15 protein-coding genes are annotated in these 19,040 nt (G+C 60.1%); 5 read left to right on the forward strand and 10 right to left on the reverse strand.

Annotated features, from left to right (window positions below; genetic code table 11):
- Window positions 1–60 precede the first annotated feature (60 nt).
- From HCT51_RS16825 to HCT51_RS16860, 8 genes are all read right to left on the reverse strand, one after another.
- Complete coding sequence (locus HCT51_RS16825; RefSeq protein ID WP_166880216.1) at window positions 61–1,065, reverse strand: polysaccharide pyruvyl transferase family protein; 1,005 nt, start codon at window positions 1,063–1,065, stop codon at window positions 61–63.
- A 1-nt stretch (window position 1,066) separates the two neighbouring features.
- Complete coding sequence (locus HCT51_RS19045; RefSeq protein WP_370626858.1) at window positions 1,067–2,464, reverse strand: lipopolysaccharide biosynthesis protein; 1,398 nt, start codon at window positions 2,462–2,464, stop codon at window positions 1,067–1,069.
- Window positions 2,362–3,321 carry a glycosyltransferase family 2 protein gene (locus tag HCT51_RS16835; RefSeq protein WP_166880229.1) on the reverse strand — a complete coding sequence of 320 codons (960 nt, stop codon included), beginning with the start codon at window positions 3,319–3,321 and terminating at the stop codon, window positions 2,362–2,364. The genes HCT51_RS19045 and HCT51_RS16835 overlap by 103 nt, the downstream gene beginning before the upstream one ends.
- A 13-nt stretch (window positions 3,322–3,334) precedes the next feature.
- Window positions 3,335–5,212, reverse strand: coding sequence for a WecB/TagA/CpsF family glycosyltransferase (locus tag HCT51_RS16840; protein WP_166880231.1), 1,878 nt, complete (start codon window positions 5,210–5,212; stop codon window positions 3,335–3,337).
- Complete coding sequence (locus tag HCT51_RS16845; RefSeq protein WP_166880233.1) at window positions 5,190–6,509, reverse strand: hypothetical protein; 1,320 nt, start codon at window positions 6,507–6,509, stop codon at window positions 5,190–5,192. The genes HCT51_RS16840 and HCT51_RS16845 overlap by 23 nt, the downstream gene beginning before the upstream one ends.
- A gap of 78 nt (window positions 6,510–6,587) precedes the next feature.
- Window positions 6,588–7,892, reverse strand: coding sequence for an acyltransferase family protein (locus HCT51_RS16850; protein WP_224760789.1), 1,305 nt, complete (start codon window positions 7,890–7,892; stop codon window positions 6,588–6,590).
- Between the two features lie 222 nt (window positions 7,893–8,114).
- Complete coding sequence (locus HCT51_RS16855; RefSeq protein WP_166880451.1) at window positions 8,115–9,032, reverse strand: 5'-3' exonuclease; 918 nt, start codon at window positions 9,030–9,032, stop codon at window positions 8,115–8,117.
- Between the two features lie 197 nt (window positions 9,033–9,229).
- The gene (locus HCT51_RS16860; RefSeq protein ID WP_166880238.1) at window positions 9,230–9,700 is read right to left on the reverse strand and encodes a VanZ family protein; all 471 of its coding nucleotides are present in this window, start codon (window positions 9,698–9,700) and stop codon (window positions 9,230–9,232) included.
- Between the two features lie 133 nt (window positions 9,701–9,833).
- Here HCT51_RS16860 and galU point away from each other — a divergent pair, with 133 nt between their 5' ends.
- Window positions 9,834–10,784, forward strand: coding sequence for a UTP--glucose-1-phosphate uridylyltransferase GalU (gene galU / locus HCT51_RS16865; RefSeq protein WP_166880240.1), 951 nt, complete (start codon window positions 9,834–9,836; stop codon window positions 10,782–10,784).
- Between the two features lie 246 nt (window positions 10,785–11,030).
- Here galU and HCT51_RS16870 read toward each other — a convergent pair whose 3' ends face one another.
- Both HCT51_RS16870 and tcuA read right to left on the reverse strand, forming a co-directional pair.
- Window positions 11,031–11,732 carry a GntR family transcriptional regulator gene (locus HCT51_RS16870; RefSeq protein WP_166880243.1) on the reverse strand — a complete coding sequence of 234 codons (702 nt, stop codon included), beginning with the start codon at window positions 11,730–11,732 and terminating at the stop codon, window positions 11,031–11,033.
- A 66-nt stretch (window positions 11,733–11,798) separates the two neighbouring features.
- Window positions 11,799–13,295: an FAD-dependent tricarballylate dehydrogenase TcuA gene (gene tcuA, locus HCT51_RS16875; protein WP_166880245.1), complete on the reverse strand. Its 1,497-nt coding sequence runs from the start codon at window positions 13,293–13,295 to the stop codon at window positions 11,799–11,801.
- Window positions 13,296–13,562: 267 nt separating this feature from the next.
- Here tcuA and HCT51_RS16880 point away from each other — a divergent pair, with 267 nt between their 5' ends.
- The 4 genes from HCT51_RS16880 to HCT51_RS16895 all read left to right on the forward strand — a co-directional run bounded on the left by HCT51_RS16880 (window position 13,563) and on the right by HCT51_RS16895 (window position 19,040).
- Window positions 13,563–14,630 carry an ABC transporter ATP-binding protein gene (locus tag HCT51_RS16880; RefSeq protein WP_166880248.1) on the forward strand — a complete coding sequence of 356 codons (1,068 nt, stop codon included), beginning with the start codon at window positions 13,563–13,565 and terminating at the stop codon, window positions 14,628–14,630.
- A gap of 67 nt (window positions 14,631–14,697) precedes the next feature.
- The gene (locus HCT51_RS16885) at window positions 14,698–16,389 is read left to right on the forward strand and encodes an ABC transporter permease (RefSeq protein ID WP_224760558.1); all 1,692 of its coding nucleotides are present in this window, start codon (window positions 14,698–14,700) and stop codon (window positions 16,387–16,389) included.
- A 63-nt stretch (window positions 16,390–16,452) separates the two neighbouring features.
- Window positions 16,453–17,514, forward strand: coding sequence for an ABC transporter substrate-binding protein (locus HCT51_RS16890; RefSeq protein WP_166880254.1), 1,062 nt, complete (start codon window positions 16,453–16,455; stop codon window positions 17,512–17,514).
- Window positions 17,515–17,561: 47 nt separating this feature from the next.
- A complete protein-coding gene (locus tag HCT51_RS16895) occupies window positions 17,562–19,040 on the forward strand; it encodes an aldehyde dehydrogenase (RefSeq protein ID WP_166880256.1) in 1,479 nt (492 codons plus the stop codon).

A 19,040-nucleotide genomic window follows, 5' to 3' on the forward strand; every position in this document is an offset into this window, starting at 1 on the left:
CTGCCCATACGCGCATTACGACATCGACATTCGGCGATGAAGGCCGACCGCGCGATTCTGTCAGCGGAGATGTTCGTATGCGAGTTGTAGTGCCGCTTCACCACTCGGCGCAATGCGGACATTCGAGATGTCCTTGAGCAGATTGCTGTGAACTGCTGACACCTTGCCTGTGGAGTTGTCGAGCGCGATGACCGGCCTACCAAGCAGTGCCGCCAGTACCGTTGCGTGCAAGCGGTCGGTCACAATTACGCGACCCATGCTGAGCACACGTATGGCATTTCGCATGTTTATGTCCGCCATCCGCCGGTAATTGTGGACGAGCAATGGGTACGCCGGGTCGAGAAGCGAAGGGACCCTCCGAGCGACAATCCCGGGAGCGCGTTGTGCAAGCCAAGAGAGCGAACTCGCCGAGGTTAGACGCCAGTCCGTTGTCGCGGATGTGGTCCCAGCTCGAACTCGGGGGATTAGATGCCCTGCGGATTCTGAGTCGTCGCGGATAAGGAACAGCACGTCAACTTCAGGTGGTGCAGTTTCGGCGATCGGCCCAGCTCCCAGCGCCAGATCGGGGCAGAAGTATGACTGGGTATTCGGGAAAAGCTCCCGCGCCCTCTTGAGGCTTCGATCCTCGCGAAAGAGGAGAGTGAGATCCGGGTGCGATTCGTAGACCTTGCGAGCTTGATCAGCCTTGGCCGGACTGCTGAAATCGAGACTCTGAGGAAGCTGAATAATCGGGCGATCGCGATTCTCTGCAATGACCTTCTCTCGGAACTCCTGCATCTCCACCCAGCGATCGCCCATGTTGCCCCCTCCTTGGATCAGGATGGGACCAAAGGGAAGTCGCCTCTTCAAGTCCCTTGCCCGGTAGCGCCCCGAGTCGGCGAGATACTTCACACGCACGTTCAACGCTTGGAAATGAGCCATCTGGCCCATGTAAATCAGACTGTCGCCGGCATTGCGATGGGAAGGAAAGTCCACCAGTGCGACGTCCACGTCGCTAATCCAGTTCTTGAGAGTGGCGCGTGCGCGGTGATTGAGAGTCTCGATTTCGACGTGTGAGCGGATCACTCTAATTCCTTCGCTTGAGTTGATGCATTAGCCACTGGATGTCGGATCGCCGGACCCAAAAGAACGCTCGCAGAGGAGTACCTGTTGCTCGACTGAGCGCAATCAGGGACCAGCCGCAGGATGTTATGTATGTTGCGAGAACGGCAAGTGCGGCGCCGACTCCTCCATGAGCGGGCGCGAGAAGGACTAAGCACAATGTGCCAACCCCAAACGCAACCCATTCTCCAAGAGCGAATGTGCCTTGTTTCCCGGCACCAGAGAGTCCCGCCCCCAGGATCCCAGCGGCAATCATTGGCACAACGGCGACCAGCAGGAAACGCAGAATCGGAATGGCCTCGTTGAAGCTCGGACCGAACAGCAGGTGTATGGCCGGTTCAGCCACAAGCTCCATTACTCCGACTGCAAGGATGACACTTGGGAGCATGAGACGAGTGGCTCTTGCCACGAGCGCGCCCGTGGCATCGCGTGCTGCGTTTCGAAAGAGAAACACTCTCAAGGAATATGCCATTAGTGAAAGAACCTGCATCAGCGATAGAGCAACCGCAAAATAGCCCACCTGAGCAGCTCCAGACAATGGGAGAATGAGCACCTGGCTCAGCCGGGCGTTCGCCTGAGTTGCTACGGTGCCTGCCCAGTAGCGCAGTGCTACACGCCGCTCATCCTTCGCCTCCGGTCGTGCGCCATGCCCGCTGTGGGTTACAAGGTCTCGCGTAGGCAGCGTAAATCTGCCACGTCGGAGAAAGAGAAAACAGCCGCCGAGTAGCATCAGCACTAGCGTGACTATGCCCGCTGACAGTGCCGTGAGCGCCCCGGCGGCGGCGAGCACCGCAATGCACGCCAGCCGCCCAAAGTTTGACACATACGATTCGGCTTGGATTCTTGCGAAGGTTCCTGTTCCGACGGAATAACCACGAGCGATCTCTATCGTTATTAGCAAGGGCAAGGCAAGGGCGCCCGCTACCATCACGCTCGAGGCGCTAGGTTGGTCACCAAATAGCGTGGCACCGAGCAGCAGTGCCGCGCCTGAAGCGAGTGCGCTAGCCATAGCGATTCGCCATCTGTGCCGTGCAAGAAATGACGTCAAACGGGTGCCCTGTTTCGCCGACGTCAGCGCGAGAGAATCGGGAAGGCCCGTCGCGAATATCACGGTCACGAGAATCACAGCACTTGTCGCCGCGGCTAATTCCCCCCGCGCTTCGGGTCCCAAAACTCTGGCAAGGATCGGTCCGGCAATAAACGCGGCGAGTGGATTCGCGGCGTAACCGAGCGCTAGACGTATGAATCGAACGATCTGCACTAGCCCGCGAAATCCACAGACGTCGCCTTTGCAGAATCGCGATAGGCACGATATGCGAGGATCCGTCGCGCGAGCCGCGCCGCGTGATCCTGAACCTTCCATGCATGCACACGGCCGGCAATTTGGTAGAGCCGTGCTAGCAGCATTTTCAGCGCATCTTCGGAAACGGCCGATCCGATCCGAACAGCAACTCCAGCGAGGCTTACAGGCGAGGGCGCCACCAAATTCTCAAGTTGGGGAGGCAGCTCACCCCACCGATGTCGCAACCGAGCAACCGAGGCTCCTCTCGACACGGACTCCCCTAAGAATGATTCGAAGGATCGCGAGTGCATGTGCCTCGCTTCAAGTGTGCGATCGAAAATGGCGACTGCATTGGCCGCCTTGAGCCTCAGCCCAAGGTCGAGATCCTCGTTATATCTAAGGTCAATAGATGGCAGGAGTTCCTCAGCCGCTAGATAAGCGGACCGGGAGATACTCACATTCCCATTCCACAGTCCATCTAGAATCCGGCCCGGGTCGGCCTCCCAGCGATGTGTCTCCGCTTCATATTCTCTTGCGTACAAACGCGTGGCGGATTCATCCCTTGATCGAGAGGCCCCCACGGCCACGGGCATATAGCCGACAACAACATCAACCTTTCCCGCAGCGTGATTGCCTCTGTGCCCATCGAGCAAGCCAGGCATGGGCACAACGTCGTCATCTGCAATAAGGACAATGTCCTGCGTTGCGAGCTTGAGCCCCTCGATCCGGGCCAAGGCCAATCCGACATTCTGTGGCAGCTCTCTGACTACCACCCTCGAATCATCCAGCAAGTGCCCGAGCCGCTCGCGGTATCCAACGTGAGGACCGTCCAGGATGATCACTACTTGGTCTGGTTCCTGATCTAACCAGGCTTGTAGTAGCGGGGACAGTCGATCGATTCGCTGGAACGACGGGATGACAACGGAAACGGTGTTCAAGACTGCATGTCCTTTACTTGACGGCAATACGGGCGCCAGCCGATCTCTTTTTCTTTCGCAGCGCATTTTCGTAGGCGTTCAAGCTCTGAGCCCGGACGGCTGCCCGGGAGGCGTGCAGCTGCACCCACTCGCGAGCTAACTCTTTCTCTTCCTCCTGAGCCTCGCTACTGAGCGAATCCACCAAGGCATGAGCAAGGTCCGCTGTGACGTTCTCCGTCGGCTTGATCCACCGAATTCCTCGGCTTCCTTCGAAGGACTCGAACTCGCCTGCTTCCGTTGCCACCACGCGTGTCCCCGCGGCAAGGCTCTCGAGGATGGTCATTGGGAGCACTTCGCTTCGGCTCGGGAGGCAAGTGACTGCCACCCTGCTCATCAAGGCCCGCGTTTCGCTACGGGGCAACAAGCCGCGATATTCCACGTTCGGACCCAATTCGGATGTGAACCCGTCCGCGAGAGGACCGCACACGACCAGCTTTGCGTCAGGAACCGCGAGCAGCACGCGCTCCCAGGAGGAGAGCAGGCGGTCGAAACCCTTCCTCAGCCCAACCTCCCCCGCAAACAACACAGTAGGAGACTCGAATCTCTGAGCCGGGTTGACGCCCGAAAGAGCTGGAAGGTCGTTGGCTTGAACAGGATTAAGGATCAACCGAGTCTCCACGTTAGGGACTAGATCCCTGACGATCGACTCATGCTTGATACCCAAGCAGAGCACGGTCTGGCACCTTCGCAAGACCACTCTTGCGAGCCACTTATGCTTGCTGGCGAACTCCGGAAAAGCGGCACCGTGCAGAGTAACGACCGTCGCGTACCCAAGCAGTGAAGCGACCACAGCTATCCCGCCCTCACGTGCGAAACTGCCAAACTCGCTGAGGTGAGAGTGAACCACCACTCCTCGCCGCTTTTGAAGAAGGAGACGACCGACTGCTGCAATGCTCATAGTCAGCGACTTGACGGGGCGATTGGGAAGCCAGGTTGGCAAGAGCTTCATGTCAAGCTGCTCGTCCGCCATCTCCATATACTCAGCGATCACCGAAGCGATTCCACCTTGCGAGAGCGGATGCGGCCCCACTTGATAGACGGTGTCGATATAACGCCGCCGACCGCGCGGTTCCCGACCCTTGATGGATCTCGCGCGCAGAGCGAATGCGCGGACGAAGTAGTTGACAATCCGAATGTCGTCCACAAGATAACGCCTCCACAGCCGCTTCGGCTCTTGAGCGAGTCGGAATGTCCACTCAAGTCCTGAGCGTTGCATCCACCGTGGCGCTCGTTTCACTTGGCCTGCGTAGAAGTCGACGGCCGCCCCGACTCCCATGAAGACGCCATGGCCAATCCTCGGTGCGAGACGCGCGTAAAGCGCCTCCTGCTTCGGGGAACCTACGCACAACGCCACGACGAGATTCGGGGTTCCACGGAGGGTCATCGCTACATACTCGAGCCATTCGTCAGACGTGAGGTCGCTCAACTCGGGCGACGAAGCGAGAGCTACTCCCAAACCGGGGTTCTGACGAACCAGATTCGCTCCGGCAATTTCCGCAACGCCCGCCGCACCGCCGATTATGGCGAGGTTCACACCCGGCACAGCACACACCGCTCCCAACAGGTCGACTCCGGTAACCCGCGCGGGTCGGTCGGAGTGCAGGAGAGACGAAAGCCACACAAGCGGCATTCCGTCTAATACCGTCAATGACGCGCCCGAGTACAATTCCCTGAACTCTGGCTCTCGTTGCCACCGAAGGAAATGGTCGACGTTCGGCGTCACGACGAGCGAAGGCTCGCTCGAGCGTGACAGCTCCGCCACACGCTGTACAGCGGAGTCGAAGGAGCTCGCGTGCACCTTCATACCGAAAAGGTTGGTCTCTTGCATCTCAGTCTTCCCGGGCCAATCCATTGCGTGATTTGTAGGGCACAGATGTTCTTACTCGCTCGGGACGCGTACTCAACCTCGGACGCTTCAACGCAGCAAGGGAAGCGGTTCGAGAACCTAAGCAGCCCACCAGCATGTAGAACATGGGTGCCACCGGCGTAGATGTGAAAACGGGAACCGCCAATGACGCAATCGCCAAATGGATGAGAACACCTATTACTACGCGACCGAGCCAGACGTCCTCGACAGCTTGCGCAGAAGCCAACCGGCGGGCCTGGAGCAGAATGCAAATAAGGAAGATCGCGAAGAAGGCTCCGCCTATCCATCCAGACTCGCCGATGATGGCTGGCCACTGCGTGTCCGTAAGGAACATCCCGGTGCCGGGCTCATACCCGAGCCCCCAAATTGCTGGGTATCCGCGCTCCACGTACTCCGGACTGTAGTGAACCGACGCTAGGTAACTGCCGAACCGGGCAAACCCTGCCCCGAGAGGAAAATGCTCATTGGCCACATGCATTGAGTCGATCGTGAGAACTGAGCGAGCGGCCGACGCTGCTCCTTCGACATAAGCGAAGACTGTCGTTTGGATGGTTGCAATGATCTCGTCAAGGAGGAGCAAGAGAACGACAGGAACCAAAATCACAAATGTGAGCACCGCCCGGCCGCGGTATTTTGTGGGCAGCGCAGCAGTCGCGCCTGCGATGGCCCCGGCAATTGCGGTTCTTCGGAAGCTGAAGAGGACAGAGGCACACACCGCGACAAGAGCGACTCTTGTCCAGCGGATTTGTGGCAGGAGAACGCGTGTGCTCAGGATCATCACTACGAGGATTGCTGCAAAGTTTCCGAGGACGAGCGGGTGCGAAAAGGGACCTTGCAGCGAGAGCAACCCGTATCGGTAGTCCACATAGTTGAGTTGGCCAGAAAGAACGGTCGCCCAGATTCGCCCGACAAGGCCGTTCACGAGCACAAACAAGCCAACAAAGAGTCCCAGAAAAACACCCAGACGGGCGATCTTCCTCATGTCGGTTTCTGACCAGTCGAGTTGGGCAATTCCGAAAGCCAGCAGCGGCATCTTCACGGCAAGCAGCACGGCTTCCAAAGCGTGTTCTGTTGGAACCCCGTTCGCGACGGAGCTAAAGATTCCCATGATGATAAACACGGCGAACGCCCACCCGCCTGGGATTGCTCGCAGTCCGCGCCCTTGGAGAACGGCGCCGAGTGGCACTCCCACGCCCAGCGAGAGCGCAATCGCGTCGTCCACGAAACCGATGAACGTTCCGCCCACCACGGATTCGATCGATGGAGTAAAAATGGAGATCACAACGAGCGCAACGGCGAACGTATTGATCCGAGAAGAGCTAGCCCCGCGAGCGTGGGTGGGCGACCGACGAGTCACGTCCTAACTCGCCGCATGTTTAGTTTGGGACTGCACCCTGTGGCCCCGTCGGCGCCGTTTCCAGCGTTCCACTGGGCGTTCGACGACCGCCCAAATGAGGACGCCAATTACGGTGCCGCTCGCGATCTGTATGGCCGATAGAAAAACGGGGTCAAGTGCGTCACCGACCATCGCGGAAAGGATCACGCTAGCCTGCAGGTGAACCAAATAGATGCTGTAACTCGCTAAGCCAAGTAGCTGTACAAGGCGCGTCTCGGCGATCCGTTGAATTACCTGTCGCACCGTGCCCTGAGAACGCAGAAGGCCGTACAAGATGACTAACGCTGCAGATAATCCTTGCATCGAGTACCTAACGGTCTCGCGAAAGACATCGTCACGCAGCGCAAGAGACAACAAGTAAAAGACAATCGCGCCGGCGACGGTCCAATTCGTGGCCAGCCATTTCACGATTCTCGGGTTCAGCGTTCCCGACACTGACTTCCAGTAGATCACCGCAGCGAGAATCCCGAGGGCGATTCCATCTGCGCGCGTATCTGTGCCGTAGTAGGTGCGAAGGTGATCCACCCCGCCCATCGTGATCCCAATTCGGATCACAAGAGGCACGATTGCTCCGACCAACGAAAGCCCGAGCAAGACTGGAAGATAGGCCTTCAAGCGATACGTAACGACCCAGATCAAGGCGAAGACTATGTAGAACTGTTCCTCAATAGACAGACTCCAGACGACTTCGGAGCCCGGTAAGACCTGAGAATTGCCGGCCGAATACATCCAATTGAATACGAACAGAACTTGACTCAAGAAGTCGGCCCAAGAAATCTCGTTGGAGATTGAGTAGATGAGGGTCGGAACAACAATGACGATGAAAAATGGGGGCGCCAGTTTGAGTGCTCTGCGAACATAGAACCCCGCCAAGTCAAACGATTGGGTTCGCTCACGTTCCCTAAGTAACGCGAGGGTGATCACGAACCCAGAGATTACGAAGAAGATCGTGACGCCGCTGCCGCCAGGAACAATGTGACCAAATCCTGCATGCGCGATCACCACGAGCATTACCGCAAACGCGCGGAGCGCATCAACATGTGCGAGTCGCCCTACGTATGAGCGCTGAGGATGAGACGTGCGCAATGAGCGTTGCGACGTGTGATCGCCACTCACGCCGCCCTCACCCGAACAAACCGCAGCCGATTCACTTCCTGCCCCTCCGACCGCGAAATATGACAAGGACTCAGATGACCCCCACTTGATTCTAATCGCTAGCGGAGACGCCTCGATTCGATGATGTGCCCGGGCTTTCCGTGGCAGACCCATCACTGTCGGCGCCGACTGCTGACGGAAGCGACCTGCCGCACGATAGGTAGGTGATCACAAGGTGTTATCGCCGTCGATCATGCGTAGGGCATCGCCTACTCCCCGAGGAAAAAGGTCCTGATAGTTGCGGCCATAACGACGACCCTCGAACGAGCACATCGGGCATCGCATCGGTTGCTGAGCTATTCGGTGACTTCGCTCGCCCTTTCGCGATCGCGGCTGTTAGGGCGTGACTGTGTCGAGCGCACGGAGCGCGTGGCTCGCGGAACCGCCCAAGCCCCGCTTTAGCACCAGGCGCTCGATGCGACTCCGGCGCTGCTCCGAGGGTGGCTGAATCCGAGCGTCGTGGCTGCCAACGTCAAGATCACGCACGACCTCAACAACCGTCGGCGCGGCGGCGATGTAGTCGGCGGCTGCGTGAATCTTCATCCTGATCGCCGCCGACAACGGAACATCCCGATTGTTGGCCACGGCCACGATCCCGCGCAGGTCGCCGAACTGCCGCAGCAGACCGGCAGCTGTCTTCTCTCCGATGCCCGAGACGCCTGGCAAACCGTCGGAGGTGTCACCCCGCAGCACGGCGAAGTCCACATATTGGCTCGGGCTGATACCGTATTTCGACCGGATCACGTCGTCGGTCACGAACTCAAGCCGGCTCATGCCGCGCGCCGTGTAGATCACGCGCACCTGCCGGGCGTCGTCGACCAGCTGGAATAGGTCTCGGTCCCCGGTGACGATGTCCACCGGGGAGTCGGCTTGCTCGGCGAGAGTGCCGATCACGTCATCCGCCTCATGCTGCGCCGCTCCGATCACGATGATTCCGAACGCGTCGAGCACCTCGCGGATCATCGGGATCTGTACCTGCAGCAGTTCCGGGGTCTTCTCGATATCGACGCCGCCGGGCACCAGCTGCGCGACGCGGTGCAGCTTGTAGCTCGGGATCAGCTCGGTGCGCCAGTGCGGGCGCCAGTCGTCGTCCCAGCAGGCGACCAGCTGGGTGGGTTTGAAGTCGGTGACCAGTCTCGCGATCATGTCGAGCAGCCCGCGCACGGCGTTCACCGGGGTGCCGTCCGGGGCGCGGACACTGTCGGGCACGCCGTAGAAGGCGCGGAAGTACAGCGACGCGGTATCGAGGAGCATCAGGCGCTCGGTCACGTCACCGATCATGCCACCAGACGCAGCTCGGTTGGGGAAGATCTATCCGCCGTAGCGATCGGGGTCGCGCAACCAAGCGGCAGTTCGCCGGCGAGCCGGCGGCTTGCGGGAACGCGACGTCTTACGGAAGCGTCTGGTCAGCGAAAGCAACGCTGTCCATACGTTCTTCTTAGGCGACCGCTTCACCCACTCAGTTTAGAGGAGAGAGATCTTCGGCTCCGCACACGGCGCACTCGACCGGCGGAGTGGCGGCGCAGGAACCACACGAGTGCCCCGCCGAGGGCGGCTCCGGCGGTGTTGGCGATCACGTCGGCTCCAGTCGCCGCACGCGCGGGCAACAGCAGGTACTGGCCCAGTTCGACGGACAGCGACATGGCCAATCCTGCAACGGTGGCGGCAACCACCGGTATGGCGGTCGACAGCGTCGCGACGAGCACGCCGAGCGGCACGAACAGCAGGATGTTCGACGTGAACTCGACGAGCGTGTAGTTGATCCACGCCGGAACTCCGATGCCGTGCAGCCAGCCGAGAACACCGTCGAGGTCGCCACGGATAGCGCGATCAACCGGGGTGGGCCAGAACGCCACCATGAGCAAGACGGCGAGAAGCGCGAGCAGGGCGCCGAGCAACATGCGGTGCTGGCGCGACATCATGTTGAAGAGGTTATCGGGCGCGACATCCGTGTCCCCCTGTTATGCGACATTTTGTGTCCCCCGATTGCGGGGTAGACAAAATGTTCCACCGCCGGTTACCTAATCGACATAAACTCGCGATAGCCTCCCCCGTATGAGGGACAACATCGCACCAATCACCAAGGCCGTCATTCCTGCAGCAGGACTCGGCACCCGCTTCCTACCGGCCACCAAGGCCATGCCGAAAGAGATGCTTCCGGTCGTCGACAAGCCGGCCATCCAGTACGTGGTCGAGGAGGCCGCGGCATCCGGTCTCGATGACATTCTGATGATTATCGGCCGCAACAAGAACGCGCTGGCCAACCACTTTGACCGCGTCACCGAGCTGGAGATCGCGTTGGAGAAGAAGGGTGACCACACCAAGCTGTCGCGGGTGAACCACTCCAACACGCTGGCCGACATCCACTTCGTGCGCCAGGGTGACCCGCTGGGCCTCGGTCACGCGGTGCTGCGCTCCCGCAAGCACATCGGCGACGAGTCGTTCGCCGTGCTGCTCGGTGACGACCTGATCGACGAGCGCGACGAGCTGCTCACCCCGATGATCGAGGAGAGCCAGCGGCGTCAGACCACGATTATCGCGCTGATGGAGGTGCCGGCCGAGTCGATCCACCTGTACGGCTGCGCCGCGGTCGAGGAGACGGATGACCCGAACGTGGTTCGCGTCACCGGCCTGGTCGAGAAGCCGTCGGCCGAGGATGCCCCGTCGAACCTGGCCATCATCGGCCGGTACGTGCTGCGTCCCGAGATCTTCGACATTCTCGAAGTCACCCCGCCCGGCAAGGGCGGCGAGATCCAGCTGACCGACGCGCTGCAGGTGCTTGCCGCCGACGAGACCAGCGGCGGCGTATACGGCGTGGTGTTCAAGGGCCGCCGCTACGACACCGGCGACCGGGTGGACTACATCAAGTCGGTGCTGCAGCTGGCGCTGGCCCGCGAGGACCTCGGACCGGAGTTGGCGCCGTGGGTGCGGCAGTTGGCGGCGGGGCTGCCGGAGCACCCGCTGGCCGATGAGGAGAAGGAATTGCTGGAGGAGATGGCTAACTAGCGTTCGTCACCTGAATGGCGCCCATCCGAAAGGATGGGCGCCATTCAGGTGATGCGGCTGCGGCGTGAGCGCTTCATTCGACTGACGAAGCAGCGCGACCCCCCTGCCATAGCGGGCCGCCGCCGAAATTCCGGTCATAACCGACCCTGAAAGGGATTGCCGGCGGCGGCGACTCCCATGAGGTGGCTGACCGAATTTCGGCGGCAGAGCAACACCTTTTCGTGTTCGAACATTCGCACATCGCGGTCAATCAATGAGCATGCTTAGGCGAATATTTCTTGCGTTTTTCATGTGCAGCTTTGCAGCCGCTTCCGCCGCCGATGGGTCGCGAGCCGCGATCGCGGCGATGATCGCATCGTGTTCCGCCGCACCCTCCTCGGAGCGCCCCTGCTGAGAGAAAGTAGTGCCATGAAATCGGCGAATCATATGGTCGAGCTGCGTACCAAAGCGCTGGAGGTACGGATTTGCAACATAGTCGCGTAACCGCCTGTGGAACAGAAGGTTCGCGGCCTTGCACCCTTCCGCATCACCTCGAACTCCCGCGGCTTTGAGCTGTTCGTTCGCATCCGTCAATTGTTCAAGTAGATCGGGTGTGGGGCGCTGAGCAGCTAGCCGTGCGGCCAGCCCTTCTAGGGTTTGCCGCACGACATACACAGCGAGCAAGTCTTCGATCGAAATCGACGCGACGACCGAACCTTGATGGCTCGTCCGGGTGACCAGGCCTTCGTCTGCCAGCCTGCGGATCGCCTCTCTGACAGGCGTGCGGCTTACCGAGAGCGTCTCCGCGATGGCATCCTCACGCAACCAGGTGCCCGGCGGCAGAACTGAATCGAGGATGGCTTCCCTGACCGCATCTGTAACTGCGTCGGTCGTGTTGCCCCGCTTTGCACGACCGTCGTAATAGGAAACGACGCCGTCGAGACCAGTCCTCGCATCTTTCTGAGTCAATTGTTCAGCGCCTTCTTACCGGTTCATCGGTGCGGCCCGATAAACAACATCACGGCCCGGTTGCACCTATGCTAGCGATCCGGCCCGACGGCCGAACACCATACCGGCCGCGAGACCGGTCCCGCCCGGGTAGTTGTTACTGAACAGTCCCCCGAGCATTTCGCCGCAGACGAAAAGTCCCGGAATCGGCAAGTTCTTAGCGTCGACCACTCGACCGTGCTCATCGGACTTGAGCCCTCCGAAAGTGAAAGTGATGCCGCACGTAACCGCGAACGCATAGAACGGGCCGCTCTCGATGGGGGACGCCCAGTTGCTCTTACGTGGTGCGATGTTTGCTGATCGACCGTCTTTCACCGTTGGGTCGAAGGGTACGCTGCGGTCGATGGACGAATTGAAGTCTCGAACCGTCCGCGCTAGGGCTTCCGGGTTCACGTCAATCTTTGACGCCAGTTCTTCGATGGTGTCAGCAACCTCTACCGAGACGCCGGGCATGTCGTATTCTTCCACCCGCAGCATCGGGCGAAGCCCGGCGTCAAAGACCTGATACGCGACAGAGCCCCTTTGCTTCAGAATCTCCTTGCCGTACTTCGCATACGTGTAGTTGCGGAAATCGGCCCCCTCGTCGAGGAACCGCTGCCCGTCAAGGTTGACGATGATGCCGAGCGGATAGCTCTGCCGAGTCAACCGGTTGGTGAGCTCGCGGTTGCTCTCATTGGTCGGCGTGAACGCATCCCACTGCACGCTGTGGCAGGAATGCCAGTCGCCGCCGCGCACCGCACCGATATCAAGCGCCGCTTCCAACATTCGACCAGTGTTGTACGGCGTTCCCCGCACCTTCGCCTTGGCCCACCCATCCCCGAGATAACGCTCGCGCAACTCCGCATTGGCTTCGAAGCCTCCTGCAGCGAGAATCACCGAATCGGCTCGCAACTCAATCCCGCTGCCGTCGTTCGAGTCAACCCGTACTCCAACTACTCGTCCCTCCTCAACGAGGAGGTCGACCACGTCATGTTCGTAACGAATGTCGATGCCCAAGTCGTTAGCTACCCGAGTGTGGTCCCGGATCAGGCCTTCCCCGCCGTCAACGTTGCCCACGTGGAGCCCGCCCCAGAACAGGTAGCTACCGTCCGGCCGCTCGTACGCCTGACGCTCGTACATGAGCCGGTACCTCAACCCGAGGTCCTTCAGCCAACGAAGAGTGGCCTGGCTCTCGCTAATCAGGACGGCTGACAGTTCCGGGTCGTTCTTGCCCTCGGTGACCTTTTCGAGGTCGGCGAGGTACTCCTCTTCGGAGTACGGGGGCAGCGTCGTGATTGTGTGGCGCTCGTCCTCATCAACGAGGTCGCGGATGTCTTCCAGGCCGCCGTGCACGATGCGGGTTGCGCCGGCGGTGTAAAAGCTATTTCCTCCAGCCATCCCTTCCGCGGCTTTCTCCAAGAGGACGACGGAGCGACCCCGGGTAGCGGCTGCATGCGCGGCTGTGAATCCCGCGTTGCCACCACCGACCACTATGACGTCGGGACGCAAGCTGGTCAGTTGGTCCTGTGCTTCATGATTTGGCATCTCTTTCTCCCCATGCTCGTGGTGCGCAAGTCAGTAGTTGTATACAACTCGGATGCAACGATACCTTGACCGCTGCAACTTGGGCGACGGGAATTGTTCGCCATAGCACAGCCGGGGCGTTTGCGCGGATCAGAACCCGGAGAGGAGGGGTTGGAAATCCGAGGACTATTCCTCTAGGGTTGCATGCACCGAGTATTTCTGGTGAGCGCAAAATGCTCTCGTAGATCTACGGACCGGCCGAAATTCGGATCAGCATAGGAGCTGTGAATGCACATCGAGATATCCGGCCTGACTCTCAAATACAAGGATTTCGTTGCTGTAGACGACGTGTCGATCGAGGTTCCCGATGGTCAGTCCCTTGTTCTACTGGGAGAATCCGGCTGCGGCAAGACGAGCACGATGAGATGCATCGCCGGGCTCGAGAATCCGGTTGATGGACGCATTGCCATTGGCGGACGAACAGTCTTCGATGGCGCCGGGCGCGTGAATCTCCCGCCGAACAAGCGAAACGTGGGCATGGTTTTCCAGTCCTATGCGGTGTGGCCGAATAAGACCGTGTTCGAAAACGTCGCCTTCCCGCTGCAGCGACAACGAAAGAGTTCGCAACAAATCAAGCAGCGCGTCAACGAGGTTCTCGAACTGACCGGGCTCGAAAAGTTCAGCCAGCGCGGGGCGTCACTGCTCTCTGGCGGCCAGATGCAGCGCGTCGCCCTCGCACGGAGCCTCGCAATGAGTCCGGCAATCATGCTCCTTGACGAGCCGCTGTCCAACCTCGACGCGCAACTCCGAGAGCGGCTGCGGAATGAGCTTCGGCGAATTCAGCAGGAAGCAGGGCTGACGAGCGTCTACGTGACGCACGATCAGACGGAAGCGCTCGCATTGGCCGACAACATAGCCATGATGCAACATGGGCGCATCGTGCAGTACGGCACGCCGACCCAAATCTACGATTCCCCCGCCAGTGCCTCCATCGCATCATTCATGGGTGTAACGAACGTCTTCTCCCTCGCTGGCTCCACACCTGGCAACACCAAAGTGAATGGCACAAGTGTCAACTTGAGCTTGGACACCTCGAAGCTCGGGTCCTACAAACTCTGTGTGCGGCCCAATGACATCTCACTGGTCAGACCGAGCGCGACTTCGGCGGATAACGAGATTCGGGGTCGCGTCGTGGTCTCGATATTCCAGGGTGGCTACACCGCCTACGAAATCATCGTGAGCGACAGCCTCAGCTTCCTCGTCAATGTGCCCAAGACCGCTGAGCGCTTCTCCGTCGGCGACACCGTCGCCATGGTGTTCTCTGCGAAGACCATGCAACTCCTCCCGGATGAGTGAGAGAACGATGACTTCCTCCAGCAAAGTCCGGAGCAGGATGCTGCCCGACAAGCTGAGCGTTAGGCGGATGAGACGACCTTCGGCGTCCATTCTCCTGGTGATCGCGGCTCTGCTCATCCTGGTCATTCTGGTTGGGCTCCCGATCCTGCTCGTCGCGTTCGCTGCCGTGTCGAACACACTCCCCCGACCGGGCAACATCAGCCTCGGAAATATCGATTTCGGGGCGCTCGGCGCTGTGCTCTCGGGGAAGACTCTGGGCGCGGCCGGAAACTCTCTGCTCGCGGCGACCGGCGCGTGCCTCCTCGCGCTCCTCATCGGGGCGAGTCTCGCGTTGCTGCTCGCGCGAACGAACATCCGAGGCAAACCTTTCCTGTACCTCGTCGGCCTGAGCCCGATGTTCCTTCCGTCGTTCGTTGCCGCTCTCGCCTGGTCCGTGCTCGCCGGGCCATCCGGCCTCTTGAACGCGCTACTTGGCGACCTTGGGCTTCCGCCGCTAGTCAACGTCTACAGCATGCCCGGCTTGATCTTCATTCTCGGCATCTACTACTCGCCATACGTCTTCCTGATGGTGCACTCGGCCCTGGTGTTGATGAACCCGGATCTCGAGGAAGCGGCCCTTGTGCACGGCGCAACCTTGCGAACAACGATTCGCAAGGTCACGCTCTCGCTGATGACCCCGGCGATCCTCGGATCTATGATCCTCGTCTTCACCTTGTCGGTTGAGAACTTCCCCGTCAGCCAGTTCATCGCGACTCCGGCCGGTATCGACACCCTCCCGACGTTCATCTACCGCCTGATGAGCTCCTCGCCTGTGCGTGGAAACGAGGCAGCGGCAGTCGCGGTCCTCCTCATCGCGATTGTCGGCGTCGTGGTGCTACTGCAGCGTCGATATCTTGCCCGGCGGTCATATGCGACAGTTGGCGGCAAAGGCCTCAAGGCCAAGGAAATGAGCCTTGGCAAATGGCGTCCATTCGTGTTCGCCCTCGTGCTCGGGTACTTCATCGTCTCGATGGTGCTTCCGCTGGCGGCCCTGCTGGTCATCTCGGTGTACTCGTCCCCCTACATCAGCAGCATCGTCGGGATGGCAGAGTTCGGAGAGTTTTCTTTTGAAAACCTGATCAACTTGGTCACCGATCGGATGGTCATCGACGGCGCCATCAACAGCGCCATCGTGTCCGTCGGGGCCGCCGCGATCGGCACGGCTCTGTGTTTCGTCTTCGCGTATTTGGTGTACAGAACCAAGACTCGGGGCCGCATGCTCATCGAATACGTCTCGATGGCGCCTCTCGCCGTTCCAGCGATCGTGCTCGGGCTCGGCCTCCTATGGACCTGGCTCCTCTTGCCCGTTCCCATCTACGGAACACTGGCCGTTCTCGTCGTTGCGTTCCTGGCGGCGCAGATGCCGCAGGGTTTCCGAGGAATTTCGTCCTCGATCCTGCAATTCAATCCCGATCTCGAAGACACTGCGGTGATGCACGGCTCCAGTCGCACCGGCGCCGTCACCCGCATCACCGCTCCGCTGCTGAAGGTGGGTGTCGCCTCGACATTCGTCCTTCTTCTCATGCTGAGCATGCGGGAACTCACGGTTCCCCTCTTCTTGTACACCACCGATACTCGCCTGCTTTCGATCGTGATTTTCGACAACTACGAAAATGGCGCTTTCCAGCAGGCCGCCGGCATCGGCCTCATCTACACCGTCCTAATCGCCGTGTTGGCTCTCGTGTCAAGCAAGTTGGGCTCGCGCGACTTCGGCAAATGATCATCCACGAAACCAGAAAGGCCAATGATGTCCGTTCATAGCAAAAATAGGACCGCGGGACTCGTGTCCCTCATCGCAGCCGGAAGCCTCGTCCTGGCCGGCTGTAGCGGCGGCGACGTCGCGCAGGAGGTCAACACGGATGAATCTGGCGCCCTCGTTGTGGGAGGGCAAACGATTGCGGACCGGGAGCTGTTCGAAGCTGCACAGGAAGAAGACTCCTTCGTTCTCTACAGTGGCAGCGGGGAACGCGGAGAGCAGCTCCTTCTAGACCAGTTCGCGGAGGACACCGGTATCACCGGAAAACTCATCCGAGTCGTTCCGAATAGGCTCACAGAGCGCATTCTCAGCGAGCACGGTGCTGGCCACCTCGGTGCCGATGTCATCCGAATTGACGGATGGGATCTCGTCGACCAGTTGTCCACTGCAGGGGTCTTCACGCCGCACACGCCGCCGAGCGAGCTCGAAGTGCCAGAGGCGGCAATCTACGAAGACGGCGCTTACTTCACCGCCTACAACCGCGCGTACATCATGGCCTACAACAATCAGCTCGTCGAAGAAGAAGAAGCTCCCACCTCGTGGGAGGACCTGCTGAAGGTTGAGTCCACGGGCGTGACTCAGGTCGCCGCAGCGGGATCGACGCAGCTGCTGGTGCGTTTTCAGTTCGCCGAGCTCGGTGAAGAGTGGGTCGCCAAGCAGGCCGCAACACAGCCTAGGGTTTTCGACTCCGTGTCGCCGTTGACCGACTCAATGGCACGGGGTGAGATCACCGCCGGACCGGTCGTTACGACTGTCGGACAGACGGCCGTGGACTCCGGAGCGCCGCTGTCGCTGGTAGCTCCCGAAGAGGGCTTCCCTGTGAACGAGTACATCTTCGGAATGGCCGACGGCGGAAGCAGCCCCAGCGCCGCCGAGGTGTTCACGAACTGGACGCTTTCCGAAGCGGGGCAGGCTGCCGCGGTAGCGATCGGGGACTATCCCATCAACGCCGAGGTCGGCATCCCGAAGGTTACAGGCGTCGAAATGCCGCCGCTTGACAGTCCGAAGGTGTTCCGCGTCAGCCGTGAGGAGTACATGGCGAACTTCGAGGCCGACGGCAACTTGTGGGAAGAGCTGTTCGGCTACTGAATTTCACCGCGAACTGAGTTGTGTCAACCCCAAAGAAACCAGAGAACATGCAAACATCCATGCTGATAGGCGGCAGTCGCCGTGATGGTTCCCGCCCTCAATTGAGCGTCGTGAACCCTTACACCACTGCAGAGATAGCAACGATTCCGAATGCGAGCGCCGATGAGGTGACCGAGGCAGTCGGGGTCGCACAGGACGCGTTCGACACCGTGTGGTCACGGACATCCGGTCATCGGCGCGCTGAGCTGCTGCACAATCTGGCACGGCTTTTTCGCGAGAACGCTGAGTCGCTCGGACGCCTCGAATCCTCTGACAACGGAAAGCTTGTTGCGGAGACAGTGAACCAGGCGCGGTTTGCCGCCCGAAACTACGATTTCTTCGCCGGTTATGCCGATAAGTTGTGGGGACGAGCGATCCCCCTCGACGATCCTCGGTATCTGGACTACACGCGCCGCGAACCGATCGGCGTGGCAGGTGTCATCACCGCATGGAATTCGCCGATGCAGTTACTGGCAAACAAGCTTGCTCCGGCTCTGGCCTGCGGGAACACCGTTGTCATCAAGCCATCCGAGCACGCGTCTCTCAGTACGTTGGCGTTGGTGGACCTCGTCGAAAAGGCGGGGTTCCCCGACGGCGTCATCAACGTCGTCACTGGAGGCGGCGACGTCGGTCATGCATTAGTCAGCGATCCCCGGCTCGGGCACGTAAGTTTTACGGGCAGCTTGGAAACCGGCAAGCGTATTGTGGCGACGGCCTCAGGAATGAACATGGTTCCCGTCACGCTCGAACTCGGCGGAAAGTCACCTAACATCGTCTTCGCCGACGCGGACATCGATAGGGCAGTCGCCGGAGCGCTGATGGGGATTTTCTCGGCCGGAGGCCAGACGTGCATCGCAGGCTCGCGACTTCTGGTTGAGGACTCAATTTACGACGAATTCACGCACCGCGTCGCTGAACGCGCAGAGCGGATTCGACTGGGCGACCCGTTCGATCCTTCCACCCAGATGGGCCCTCTCGCCAACGAGCCGCAACGCGACAGGGTGAACGCCTTCATATCTCGTGCGCGAGACGAAGGCGCCGTTCAGAAGTCGGGTATGGGGCGTCGAACGGACGGTCTGCCCGGATTCTTCGTCGCGCCTACAGTTTTCTCGGACGTCGATCCCGGGTCTCAGCTGGCCTCCGAGGAGGTATTCGGACCTGTTCTTGCCGTTACCCGGTTCGCGAACGAGGCTGACGCAGTGCGACTGGCGAACTCATCCGAATTCGGGCTGGCCTCAGGCATTTGGACGAAAGATCTCGGCCGCGCACACAGGGTCGCCGCTGAACTCAAGGCCGGCACCGTCTGGGTGAACACCTACCGCGTCTCGGCTCCACAGGCCCCGTTCGGCGGGTACAAGAAATCCGGGCTCGGCAGGGAGCGCGGAGAAGAAGCGCTCGATCCCTACCTGCAAGTGAAAAATGTCCTGATCGATACATCAAATTCTTTCGTCGACCCGTTCGCCGTGAGCGAGGACCCCAATGAGTAA

It is taken from the genome of Salinibacterium sp. ZJ450 (assembly GCF_011751885.2).
Taxonomy (GTDB): Bacteria; Actinomycetota; Actinomycetes; order Actinomycetales; family Microbacteriaceae; genus Ruicaihuangia.